Origin of the sequence: Dechloromonas agitata is5 (assembly GCF_000519045.1) — a bacterium.
Classification (GTDB): domain Bacteria; phylum Pseudomonadota; class Gammaproteobacteria; order Burkholderiales; family Rhodocyclaceae; genus Azonexus; species Azonexus agitatus.
The window spans coordinates 1,282,134-1,294,281 of the sequence record NZ_KI912532.1; the positions used below are offsets into that span (position 1 = coordinate 1,282,134).

A 12,148-nucleotide genomic window follows, 5' to 3' on the forward strand; every position below is an offset into this window, starting at 1 on the left:
GCGGTTCAGTCCAGCGCCGCCGGATCGGCCCGCAGCATCAGGCGGGCCAATTCGGCGGCCGAGGATATTCCCGCTTTTTCCATGACATGCTGACGGTGGATGTGCACCGTCTTTTCGCTGATGCCGAGGGCCGTGGCAATCAGCTTGTTGGGCTGCCCCAACGCGATCAGCCGGGCTGCTTCCTTTTCCCGTGGTGAGAAGCTGGCCAGCAGCTTCTGCGCCGCCGTGCGCCGTTGTGCCTCGTCCAGGGATTCGGCGCTGCGCCGGATGGCGGCCGCCACCGAATCCAGCACGACCTGATCCTTGAACGGCTTCTCGATGAAGTCGCTGGCGCCCGACTTCATGGCTTGCACCGCCATCGAGACATCGGCATGGCCGGTCATGAACAGGATGGGCAGGTCGATTCCCCTTTCCCGCAAGACCTGCTGCAACTCCAGGCCACTCATCGCTGGCATGCGGATGTCGAGCAACAGGCAGGTCGGGCGGTCAGTGGGCGCGACGACATCGAGGAACTCTTCCGCCGAGGCGTACAGGCGGACGCTCCAGCCGACCGAGTCGAGCAGGAAACGGAGCGAACGGCGCAGGCCGGCGTCGTCGTCAACGACATGGACGATACAGTCTTCAGGCTGATGGTTCATGGCAGGGTAGTGAGAAGGAGAAGCGCATGCCTGGGCCATCCGGGTTCGGTTCAGCCCACAGGCGGCCGCCGTGGGCTTCGATGATGGTCTTGCAGATCGGCAGTCCGAGGCCCAGGCCGTCCGGCTTGGTGGTGAAGAAGGGTTCGAAGAGGCGGGCCAGTTGTGCAGCATCGAGCCCGACCCCGTGGTCGGTCACGGTCAGCTGGGCCCGGTTGTCGGCGGCCTCGATCATGATGTGGATGCTCCGCCGCTCGGCCGGCAGGCTGCGCCCGGCATCGATGGCATTCTTGATCAGGTTGAGCAGCACTTGCTGGATCTGCGGGCCATCGGCCAGGACCTGGCAGGCGGACTGCAGGCGATTATCAATGTCGATGGCGGGCGGATTGGCCAGCATGCCGACCAGCAGGTGCCGGGCCTCGCCGGCCAGGCCGGCAAGGTCGACCGGCTCGCGAACGGCGCTGCGCTTGCGGGCGAAATGGCGAATGCGCTGGACAATGCCGGCGGCGCGTTCGGCTTCGCTGGCGATTTCGGTGCACGCTTCGCTGACCGCTTCCGGCGTCAGCTTGCCGCTCTCCTGGCGGCGCAGCACGGTGCGCGCGTAGGTGCCGATGGTGGTCAGCGGCTGGTTCAACTCGTGGGCCAGGTTGCTCGACAGCTCGCCGAGCACGGACAGTCGGGAGAGGTGTTCCATCTGCTCCTGGCTGTCCCGCATGCAGGCTTCGGCGCGCTCGCGGGCGGCCAGCGAATCACGCAACTCGCTGGTGCGCCGGTGCACCAGGTGTTCGACGCGCACGGTATGCACGATCCAGCCGAGCAGCGCGAGCAGGGTGGCGAGCAGCCACGGCCAGAAGCGGCGGACCAGTCCTTCCGGCGTGATGTCGCGCAGGTAGGCGTAGGGGCCGATACGCAGTTCGCGATACAGGTCATGGACCGGCTGGTAGTCCGCCGGCACGGTCCAGGTCGGCCCTTCGCTGCCGGCCGGCATCGACAGCAGGGCGTGGGCCACCTCCTTGGCCAGCGCGATGTCGGTATGGCGCGTCACGGCGATTGGCCAGTTCGGGTAGAGCGGCGTCGACAGGGCGCAGGGCAGGCCTTCATCCTGGCGATGCGACAGCACCCGGAATTCGGCCAGCCGAAGCTCGCCCTGGCGGGCCAGTTGTTCCGGCAGGCAGGCGCGCACGATACCGGCATCGACCTCGCCGTTCCTGACGGCATCGATGATGCGGTTCATCGGCAAGCCGACAAAGCGCAGTTCCTTGAGATCGTTCTCCGGGTCGATGCCCTGGCGCAGCATTTCGCGGGCGGCCAGCAGGTAGCCGCCAAATGCATCCGGATCGACGGCAGCCACCCGCTTGCCTGCCAGATCGCCGATCACGCGCAGATCGTCGCGGTTGGCCCTGGTGAAGACGACCGAGCCCAGCGTTTTGGCGGCCGGCGTATCCGGTGACTCCAGGGTGGCGATCCGGCTCAGGCCGAACTCGGCCTCCATGGTGATGTAGTAGCCGGGATTGGTGATCACCAGGTCCACCCGGCGTTCGGCAATGGCGGCGCGCAGGCTTTGCGCATCGTGATTTTCCAGCCGGAATTGCTGCCCGGGGATGGCCTGGTTGAGATAGCGGATGACCGGAGTCCAGTCTGCGTTGGCCACTTTTTCGCCCTGATAGGCAAAGACGCCGATGGCTACTTCGCCGGCGCACGCGAGGCTGCTGCCCAGCAGGAAGAGCGCTGAAACACAGATTCGGGAGCGAGAAATCAACGACAGGGCGGGCGGGCTGAGCATGGCCAAAGTATACGAGATCAGTGTCGGGCAGACTGCTCTTCCGGCGAGTTCGCGCGCGGAAGAGAGGCTTGGCTAGTCCCGCGGGCCGCTTTGCCTTGCCAAATCGGCCGATTGGCGCAATTCTCTCGGTTTGTCTGGAGACACCCCCTTGAAACGCTTTTCTGCCTTGCTCCTTGCGATTGCTGCGATTTCTGTCGTTCAGGCGGCAGAGGTCAGCGTTGCGGTTGCGGCCAATTTCACCGGTCCGATCCAGGTGATTGCCCCGCTTTTCGAGCGCGACACCGGGCACCGGATCGTTCCTGCCTATGGCGGAACCGGCAAGTTCTACGCCCAGATCGCGCATGGCGCCCCATTCGAGGTGCTGCTGGCCGCCGATGACGAGACGCCCGCCCGCCTGCTTGGCGAGGGGTTGGGCGTTGCCGGCAGCGTCTTCACCTACGCCGTCGGACGAGTGGTGTTGTGGTCGCCCGACCCCCGGTTGGTGGACGGCAAGGGCGAGGTGCTGAAGCGGGGTGGTTTCCGGCATATCGCCGTCGCCAACCCAAAAACAGCCCCTTACGGAGCGGCCGCCGTACAGACGATGCGCGGACTGGGTGTCTTCGATACGCTCCGGCCGCTGTTCGTGCAGGGCGAGAACATCGCCCAGACGCATCAGTTCGTCAGTAGCGGCAATGCCGAGTTGGGGTTCGTCGCGTATTCCCAGGTCATTCGGAACGGTCAGATCGGTTCCGGTTCCGGCTGGCTGGTGCCGGCCAGCCTGCACGATCCGATCCGTCAGGATGCGGTATTGCTGGTCCGGGGCAGGAACAACCCGGCGGCCCGGGCCTTGTTCGACTATCTGAAGGGCGACAAGGCGCAGGGGGTCATCAAATCCTTCGGCTATGAGCTGCCCTGAGGGCGGAGGCATGGCTTGAGCATGTCCGAACCGACGGCCTATCGCGGCCGCTTCGCGCCTTCGCCGACCGGCCCCCTGCATTTCGGCTCGCTGGTTGCCGCCGTCGGCAGCTATCTGGATGCCCGCACGCAGGGCGGGGAATGGCTGGTGCGCATGGAGGATGTCGATACGCCGCGCAACCAGCCCGGTGCGGCCGACGACATCCTGCGCACGCTGGAGGCTTTCGGTTTTGCCTGGGATGGCCCGGTGCTCTGGCAGAGCGCGCGCTTGGCGGCGTATGGCGAGGTGCTGGAAACCTTGAAGCGCAGCGGCCAGGTCTATGGCTGCGCCTGCTCGCGCAAGGAGATTGCCGATTCCGCGACGCATGCCGCGATCGATGGCGGCCTGGCTTATCCCGGCCTGTGCCGGGGCGGCCTGCCGGCCGGGCGCGAGGCGCGGGCCTGGCGGCTGCGCGTCGATGACCGGGAAATCGCCTTCGACGACCGCCTGCAGGGGCGCATCGCGCAGCATCTGGCGCACGATGTCGGCGATTTCGTGCTGCGCCGGGCGGATGGCCTGTTCGCCTACCAACTGGCGGTGGTGGTCGATGATGCCTGGCAGGGCATGACCGATATCGTGCGCGGGGCCGACCTGCTCGCCTCGACACCGCGCCAGATCTGCCTGCAGCGCTGCCTCGGCTATCCGACGCCGCGCTACGCCCATCTGCCGGTGGCGGCCAACCCGGCCGGGGAAAAGCTCTCGAAACAGACGCGGGCGGCGGCGCTGGATGTCGCGCAGGCTCCGGCGCTGCTCGTCCAGGCCCTGTCCTTCCTGGGGCAGGCCGTACCGGCGGCGCTTTGCCGGGCGCCGCTCGCCGAGGTCTGGGCCTGGGCGCTGGCGCACTGGTCGTTCGCCGCCATTCCCCGGCAGCCGCGCATCAAGCTGGACAGCGCTGGTTGAACGCGAACGCCGCTTCTCGACAGCCTTTTCCGGAATCAGTCCTTCGGCGTGACTTCCCGACTGTTCCAGTGGCGCTGGCCGTAGCCGGCGATGCCGACCATCGCCCGTACCAGGCCGTAGGCCAGCCAGCGCGTCAGGCGGGCGTGCCAGGGTAGGCGGCTCTGCTCTTCCAGCGGCAGTTCGCGTGCGCCGTGGGCGATGGCGGCCAGCAGGCTGCTCCGTAGTTCGCCACCGAAGCCGTCGTCGCGCACCACGACATTGGCTTCCTTGGCGAGGAGCAGGCTGAAGGGGTCGATGTTGGACGAGCCGACCGTCGCCCAGTGGCCGTCGATGACCGCCACCTTGGCATGCATGAAGCTCCTTTCGTACTCGAAGACGCGGATGCCGGCCTGCAGGGCGGTGGCGTAGAGCGCCTGTGTCGCGTAGCGCAGCAGCTGGTGGTCGGTCTTGCCCTGGAGCAGCACGATGATGCGCACGCCGCGCTGGGCGGCGGCATAGAGGGCGCGGCCGAAACGCACGCCGGGCAGGAAATAGGCGTTGGCGATGATGATTTCCTCGCGCGCCGCGTCGATCGCGTCGAGGTAGGCGTTGAGGATGTCGTTGCGGTGGCGGATGTTGTCGCGGATCAGGAAGGCGGCCCGCTGCTCGCCAACGATGTCGCAGCACGGCCGGCTGACCGGCGCGAGACGGAAGCGCCGCTTGAAGTTGGCCCAGGCGACGATTTCCCACATCCGGCGGACGGCGTGGTGGATGTCGGCGAGGATGGGGCCTTCGACGCGCACCGCGTAGTCGTAGTGCGGGCGCAGTTCGGGCGGCGCGTTGTCGTCGCTGATGATGTTGATGCCCCCGACGAAGGCGATCCGCGCATCGACGACGACCAGCTTGCGATGCAGGCGGCGCAGGCGGTGGCGCTTGAGGTGGAAGCGTCCGATTTCCGGCCGGTAGTACATGGCGCGCACGCCGGCTGCCGTCAGCTGGGGCAGGAAATCGGCGGCGAAATTGCGGCCGCCGAAGCCGTCCACCGTCACATTCACCTGCACGCCGCGCCCGGCAGCCTGGCACAAGGCGGCGGCCACCGCGTGGCCGATTTCGTCGGCGGCGAAGATGTAGCTTTCGAGGTAGATCTCGATGCGTGCTTCGGCGATCGCCGTCAGCAGGGCAGGGAAGTAATCGGTGCCGGAGTCGAGCAGGGTCAGCCGGTTGCCCGGCTTGAATTCAGCGGCCATGCCGCGTCAGGTGGGCCGACAGCGCGGCATGGTCGGAAATGCTGGCCCACGGCTGGCCGTGGTGCACTTCGGTACGCCGGATGTCGAAGCCGCGGACGTAGATGCGGTCGAGCCGGAACATCGGCATCGCCGCCGGGAAGCTGCGGGCCGGGGTGCCCTTCGGGCCGCTGAACACCTCGCGCAGGCCGAGGCGTCGGGCGAGATGGTCGCCGGCCCGGTTGCGCCAGTCGTTGAAATCGCCGGCGATGATCAGCGGGGTGGCGGGGTCGGCCTGCTTTTCCAGATAGTCTGCCAGCGCATCCATCTGCTTGCGGCGCGAATAGCCGAACAGCGACAGGTGGGCGCACACGCAATGCGCCGCCGGGCCTTCCGGCAGCTTGATCTGGCAATGCAGCAGGCCCCGCTTTTCGAACTGCAGGTGGGTGATGTCCTGGTTGTGTGCATGCAGGATGGGGAAGCGCGACAGGATGGCGTTACCGTGGTGGCCGTGGTCGTAAATCATGTTGCGGCCATAGGCCGAGGCTTCCCAGACATCCTCGGCGAGGAACTCGTGCTGCGGCGAGTCCGGCCAGTTGTCGTGGTTCTCGGCGTGGCCGAGGTGCAGCCCCTGCACTTCCTGCAGGAAGACGATGTCCGGATTCAGGTGGCGCAGCCGCTCGCGCAACTCATGCACCATCATCCGCCGGTTGAATTGCGAAAAGCCCTTGTGGATGTTGAACGTCGTGATGTGAAGGGTTGGCGCGGACACGGTGGAAATCTCCGAAGCGGGGCGGGCGCCCCGTTGGCAGATTACCAAGGTTGGGGCCTCATTGCAGCATGAACGTCTCGTATTCCAGGCGATTCAGCTGGCGGGAGAGCAGCATGAGCCCGCTGGCCAGCGTCAGTAGCGCGGCGAGCGTGAAGCCGTAGCCGTAGAGCGCGGCACCGAACCACAGCGTGCCGGCGGTGAACAGCACGTTGAGGAGCAGGAATTCGAGGCACAGGAAGAGCACGATGCGCCGCTGGTCGAGATAGAAGAAGACGTTGAGCACGGCCATCAGCGCGACCTGCAGCCCGGCGCCGATGACCTGCACGTGGAGCAGCGGCAGGTAGAGCTGGGAAATGCCGAGGGCGTCGAGCAGGGCCGGGCCGGCGACGAAGGTGGTGAGGATCGCCAGGGTCTGGATCTTGCCGATTTCGCTCAGCCCCTGCTGGATGGAATAGACCATTTCGTCACGCATGCTCTCGATGAATTCGAGCGAGCCGCCGCCGCGCACCGCGTCGTAGAACTTGTTGTAGTACTCGACGAAATCGGTCTCGATGCGGACCAGGAAGACCGCCATGCCGGGGATGATCGACAGGTAGGAGAGGAAGACCGGCAGGTCGTAGATCAGCGAGGCGCGGAAGCTGCCGATGATCGGCTCGGAGGTCGGCGGGAAGTACCAGAACATGAACTTGTCGGCCCACACCGCGAGGTTGTACAGAAAGCCGATGGCCATCAGTGTCGGGTAGGCCAGTTCCGGGCGCAGGAAGTCGAAGCGCAGGAAGGGGCCGGGGCCGGCGAAGTCATGCACGGTCAGCAGCCACATGCCGCCGAGCAGGACCAGGTTGCCGAAGACGAATCCGCCGAGCAGGCCTTCCAGTCCGAGCGGGCGCAGGAGGAGGGAGAGGACGACGATCAGCGCATAGGAGCCGCCGAACAGCAGCACGATGGCCTGGTAGCGCTTCATGCCGGAGAGCAGGACGGTGAGCACCCACACTGCGCACATGATGACAAAACCTGCCAGCATCAGCAGCCGGTAGGCCACGCCGAGGCCGGGCAGGGCGAGAAAGAGGAGCAGGCTGCCGAGCAGGCTGGCGCCGAGGATGACGATGAGCAGCAGGCCGTGCAGGTTGGGCAGTACCTGGTCGCGCTTCTTCTCGAACAGGCGGTCCGAGACGAAGCGGGTGAAGGCGAGTTGGACCAGGCCGGTCAGGATCAGGCTGCCGGCCACCAGGTAGGTCACCGAGGTCTGGAACTGCGTGACCAGGAAGCTGGGCACCACCAGGCTGGCGCTGAACAGGCCGACCAGCAGGATGCCGACGATGGAGAAGACCCACGGGCCGGAGCCGATGATGCCGGCGTAGGCGTAGGCCTCGACCAGGCCGATCAGGGTGTTCTTGCGCAGCAGGCGGCGCAGTTCGAAACCGATGCCGGCCATCAGCGCGCCTCCGGGCAGCGCGCGAAGGCGCCGTCATAGACCTGCCGGTAGCGGTCGAACATCATGCGGTCGGTGTAGTAGCGTTCGACGCGGGCGATCCCCGCCTGGCTGGCGGCCTGCCAGGCCTCGCTGTCGGCGAGCAGGGCGACGGCAGCATCGGCCAGGGCCTGCGGGTCGGCGATGTTGACGATGGCGCCGGAAGGGCCGATCGCCCGGTCGGCCTCGTCCAGCCCTTCGACCAGTTGCCGGCAGGAGCCGACATCGGTCGAGACAGTCGGCACGCCGGCCGCGTAGCCCTCGAGGATGACCAGCGGCAGCGCTTCGCTGATCGACGACAGGATGGTCAGGCCGATCTTCGGCATCAGGTCTTCGACCTTCTGGAAGCCGAGGAAACGGACATGGTTCTCCAGGCCCAGGCTGCGCACCAGGGCGTGGCACTCGGCGGCGTAGGCCTTGTCCTCATCTTCCGGTCCGGCGATCCAGCCTTCCGCAGTGGGCATCCGGTTGACCACCCGGCGCATGGCGCGGATGAAGGTCTTGACGTCCTTGATCGGCACGACGCGGCCGATCAGGCAGAGCACCGGCGGTGGCTCGGCCGGGCGCAAGGCGCGCAGCGGGGCGAAGCGGGCCAGCGCGATGCCGTTGGGGATGTTCTGGGTGCGACCGTCCGGCGCCCCGTCGGCTACCTGGCGCAGGCGGTTGGCCTCGTAGAGGGCGATGATGGGATCGGCGGCGTCGTAGCAGAAGCGCCCCAGCCACTCGAAGAAACCGATCCACATCTGCCGGAAGTAGGAAAGTTCGGTCGGGTCACGCTGGAAGACATTGCGGTTGTCGCGGATCCATTCGCTCTTGAACAGATCGATCTTGCGTTCCTTGGTGTAGATGCCGTGCTCGGAGAGGACCAGCGGCACGTCCCGGGTCTGGTGCAGCAGGGCGCCGAGGAAACCGGCATAGCCGGTCGATACCGAGTGCAGAACGCGTACCGGCAGCAATTCCTTGGCGACCCGGGCGAGTTTCCAGAGCGGCGTATGCATGATCCGCACGGTCCAGAAATAATCGACGAAGGACGGGTCGGTGCAGAAGCGCCGGTAGTGGTCGCAGATCATGTCCCAGGAAGCTTCGCTGTACAGGAAATCGTCGGCGGTCAGCCGGCCGCCCGGCAGCATCTGCCGGGCAACGGCCCGGAATTCCTGGAGAGCGCTGGCGACCGGCTGGCCGGGAGCGAAGTGCTCATGCATCTGCTCGATCAGCGCGTAGGCCGCGTCGTCGCCCGGCCGGCTGGCTGGCTCGGCGCGGCTGGTCAGGTCGTCGTAGAGGTAATGCGCTTCGAAATGCACGACGTTGTCGGGCAGCGGGTACTTGGGGTCGCCGTAGTCTTCGCGCCGGCTGCCGAGGAAGACGATGGCAAAGCGGTATTCCGGAAAGGCCCGGATGATCTGGTTGACCCAGCTCGAGACGCCGCCGCTGACGTAGGGAAACGTTCCTTCCAGCAGCAGGGCGATGTCGGCACGGTCGGCGGTGGGGAATGTCATGCGCGGGTCCAGTAATCGACGATCGGGCGCAGGCGGGGCAGGGAGTTCCAGGCGGACAATTCCTGAACCAGGCGGCTGGCGCCAGCGAAATCGCGCTGTTCGAAACGCGCCTCGGCCAGGTAGGGCAGGACGCGGGTAGCCGGCAGGCCGAGCGCCTGGGCCTGGCGGTAGTCCGCTTCGGCCGCCACGTAGTCGCCCTGTTCGTGGCGCAGACGGCCGCGTCGCAGGATCATGGCGGCCGAGGCGGGATGTTGGGCGAGCACCTGTTCGCAATAGCGCAGCGATTCGTCAATGGCGTACTGGCGCAGATCGCCCAGGGCCAGGCGCTGGTAAACCAGTTCCCAGTAGAGGTCGGACAGGCGCTGTGCCGCTGCCAGTCGGGCGGTATCGGTCGTGGCCTGGCCGAACTGCTGCAGTTCGTCGTCGATCGCCCGGTTGATGCGCTTCTCCTGGTTGTCGAGCATGCCGTAGGCGAGCAGGCGGATGTCTTCGGCCGGGTCGCTCAGCACGTCGCGCAACAGCGGCGAGGCAACGCGCCCCGGGACGTATTGCAGGGCGACCATGGCTCCCAGGCGGGTGTGCATCGGAACCTGGCTGTTGTTCAGGATGGAGCGCAGCCCGGCTTGGCGAAACACGCCTTGTGAGCGCAGATGCGGATCGAAATCGGGCAGTTGCAGGGATTCGAAACCGCCGCTGGCCGGGGGCAGCTTGTAGAAGCGCAGGAGCAGGGCGCCGGCCAGCACGCAGACAAAGCCGGCAATCGGTACGGCATAGCTGAAGCCGGCAAGGAGCAGCAGGGTCGCCCAGCGCGGCCGGACGCGGGCCGCCGGCAGAAGTCCCTGGACGAAGGCGGCGAGCAGCAGGCTGGCCAGGGCATGCCCGCCGAGATACCAGAGCAGCACGAGATCGGAGTTGCTCTCGAAGAGCAGCGGGCCGCTCCAGGCATTGATTTCGAGCAGGGCGGCCGACAGGCCGAGCTTGGCATTAAGCATGGGCCAGTTGCTGGATACGCTTGAGCAGGCTGCCCGGCGGGGTGGCGTCGAGGAGCAGGGTGTGCGGGAAGAGGCCCAGTTCGGCCAGCGACAAGCCACTCTTTTGCTGCGCCCAGGTTTCCAGGCGGGCAATGTAGCCCTCGGCCGTCGAGTAGTCACCGAGCGGCATCAGGGTCGCGAGAACCTGCTTTTCGGCGCCGATGACCAGCCAGTTTTCATCGAGGCCGCGTTTCATCCGGGCCAGCTGCAGGGAGATGTCGTCGGCCACGGCGCGCGGCAGGATTTCGAGGGCAACGACGACACTGGGGATGCCGGTGACCTGGCTGAGGTGCGCCAGGCGTTGCGCTTCGAAGGCAAAGCTGGCCGGGCAGGCGGGCAGCTCGGCCAGGATCGGCGTCGCCAGTTCCTGTGTCGCCAGGCCGTCGGTGTAGTAACCGAGCAGCAGGTTGATGGTTTGCAGGGCCTCTTCCTGCAGCGAGAAGAAGGGCATTTCTTCGACGGTCAGCAGGCCGTAGAGGGCACCGTTCAGGTTGGTCAGCGGTGCCACGATCAGATAGCGCGTGGTGGCGTCGTTTTGGGCGACTGCCTGGCGGACGTGGCAGAGACGGCGGCTGCCGAGCGCCTGGCGGACCAGCGGGTCATCGGTGGCGAGCGCCGAGACCGTACCGATGCTGGCCAGCGGTCGAACGACCTGGCCGCTTTCGTCCAGTTCGTGCAGGGCGGCCGATTCGAGCTGGCAATACTGGGCAAGCAGACGGAGCAGCGTCTCGGCGCCGGTTGCAGGGTCGTCGCCCGGCTCGTTCAGCCCGCGCAGTTTGAGCAGGGCGTCGCGCATCGAGATCGGCCGGCTGATCAGGTCCTGCTCCAGGCGGTCGTGCGACAGGCGCAGCAGGTAGTACTGGCGGGTCAGGTTTTCCAGGCGCTGGTCGAGATAAAGCTGGACGGTTTCCGCCCGCCGGGTGCGGGCCAGCCACAAGCTGGAGAACTCGCCGGCCAGCATGATCAGGATCAGGCCACCGAGGAAGAACAGCTTGGGGAAATTGTCAGCCTGACCGACATTGAGCAGCAGCCAGGCGGCAAGCAACAGGCCGGAGCCGGCCAGCCCGGGTAGCGGGCCATAGCGCAGGGCGAGAATCAGCGGGGCGAACCAGGGCCACGGGAAGGCGGCCTCGATCCACAGCGGATCGGCCGGGTTCAGCCAGAGGCCGAGCCCGACGGCGATCAGCGGCAGGAAGATGACCTCGCCGAGCACGGCGGCCGGCCGCACGCTGGTCGAGGTCAGGTGGCCGAGGACCGGACCGCGCAGGCCGAACAGGCGGCTGGCCAGGGCGCTCAGGTCGAGACTGCCCCGCATGCGGCGGCGCGATTTTTCCAGTCCGGCGGGATGGCGGTTGGGCACGGGGGGCGGGCCTTAGCGGCGGCCGGCCAGGCCGGCTTGCAGCAGGTCGCGGATCAATTGCTGGGCAACGGCGGCGAGGGCCTCGCGGCTCCAGCCACTCTTGCCACCGGCGCCGCTCCACAGCGTGTCGCCGGTCGCCATGTCGACAATCTGCAGGGTCACGCCGACGGCCGGTTCGCCGTCGACACCGACCTTGTAGCGCCATTCCTCGACGGTGCCGGCCAGGGCGTAGCGGATACCTTGTTCCTGCGCCCAGGCGAGGGCCGCCTGGCGTTGTTCGCGCTCGCCGGCGCCGTCGAACAGCGCTTCCTGTGCCTTGGCCCCCGGGTAGTGGCGGACGCGGCCGACGCCCTGGCCGCCGAGCAGCGATTCGGCGATCGCCTCGGCCCGGCTGCCGGCCAGTGGCGTCTCGGTGTGGTTGGTGAAGGGCAGGACGGTCCAGCTGGCCTGGCGTTCCAGAACGGGCGGCTGGCCGCGGTCGAGGGTCGAGCAGGCGGTGGCCAGCAGGGCGAGTCCGACGAGGAGCAGGCCGCGCAGGCGGAGAAGGAGGGAGGGACGAGGGATCAT

At 67.0% G+C, this 12,148-nt stretch carries 11 protein-coding genes; 2 read left to right on the plus strand and 9 right to left on the minus strand.

The genetic code is table 11. The features are described from left to right. Window positions 1-5 precede the first annotated feature (5 nt). Window positions 6-638, minus strand: a complete 633-nt coding sequence (locus K420_RS0106325) for a response regulator transcription factor (protein WP_027457337.1) — start codon at window positions 636-638, stop codon at window positions 6-8. Next, window positions 622-2,418, minus strand: coding sequence for a sensor histidine kinase (locus K420_RS0106330; protein WP_051452980.1), 1,797 nt, complete (start codon window positions 2,416-2,418; stop codon window positions 622-624). Before K420_RS0106330 ends, K420_RS0106325 begins: the two co-directional genes overlap by 17 nt. Window positions 2,419-2,566: 148 nt before the next feature. On the opposite strand from K420_RS0106330, the gene modA reads away from it, so the two are divergent. Both modA and gluQRS read left to right on the plus strand, forming a co-directional pair. Continuing rightward, window positions 2,567-3,313: a molybdate ABC transporter substrate-binding protein gene (gene modA / locus K420_RS0106335; protein WP_027457339.1), complete on the plus strand. Its 747-nt coding sequence runs from the start codon at window positions 2,567-2,569 to the stop codon at window positions 3,311-3,313. Window positions 3,314-3,334: 21 nt separating this feature from the next. Then, complete coding sequence (gene gluQRS / locus K420_RS0106340) at window positions 3,335-4,252, plus strand: tRNA glutamyl-Q(34) synthetase GluQRS (protein ID WP_027457340.1); 918 nt, start codon at window positions 3,335-3,337, stop codon at window positions 4,250-4,252. Window positions 4,253-4,287: 35 nt separating this feature from the next. Here the strand turns inward: gluQRS and clsB are convergent, their stop codons facing one another. The 7 genes from clsB to K420_RS0106375 are packed head-to-tail and all read right to left on the minus strand — an operon-like array spanning window position 4,288 to window position 12,148. Then, entirely contained in the window at window positions 4,288-5,478 is a 1,191-nt protein-coding gene (gene clsB, locus K420_RS0106345) for a cardiolipin synthase ClsB (protein ID WP_027457341.1), read from the minus strand. After that, window positions 5,468-6,226 (minus strand): endonuclease/exonuclease/phosphatase family protein, encoded by a 759-nt coding sequence (locus tag K420_RS0106350; protein ID WP_027457342.1) that lies wholly within the window; start codon window positions 6,224-6,226, stop codon window positions 5,468-5,470. Before K420_RS0106350 ends, clsB begins: the two co-directional genes overlap by 11 nt. A gap of 58 nt (window positions 6,227-6,284) precedes the next feature. Further along, window positions 6,285-7,658 carry an exopolysaccharide Pel transporter PelG gene (gene pelG, locus K420_RS0106355; RefSeq protein ID WP_027457343.1) on the minus strand — a complete coding sequence of 458 codons (1,374 nt, stop codon included), beginning with the start codon at window positions 7,656-7,658 and terminating at the stop codon, window positions 6,285-6,287. Further along, window positions 7,658-9,190, minus strand: coding sequence for a GT4 family glycosyltransferase PelF (pelF, locus tag K420_RS0106360; RefSeq protein ID WP_027457344.1), 1,533 nt, complete (start codon window positions 9,188-9,190; stop codon window positions 7,658-7,660). Before pelF ends, pelG begins: the two co-directional genes overlap by 1 nt. Further along, window positions 9,187-10,182, minus strand: a complete 996-nt coding sequence (locus K420_RS0106365; RefSeq protein ID WP_027457345.1) for a tetratricopeptide repeat protein — start codon at window positions 10,180-10,182, stop codon at window positions 9,187-9,189. The genes pelF and K420_RS0106365 overlap by 4 nt, the downstream gene beginning before the upstream one ends. Then, window positions 10,175-11,581, minus strand: coding sequence for a PelD GGDEF domain-containing protein (locus tag K420_RS18290; protein ID WP_198293809.1), 1,407 nt, complete (start codon window positions 11,579-11,581; stop codon window positions 10,175-10,177). The genes K420_RS0106365 and K420_RS18290 overlap by 8 nt, the downstream gene beginning before the upstream one ends. Before the next feature lie 12 nt (window positions 11,582-11,593). After that, window positions 11,594-12,148, minus strand: coding sequence for a hypothetical protein (locus K420_RS0106375; protein WP_027457346.1), 555 nt, complete (start codon window positions 12,146-12,148; stop codon window positions 11,594-11,596).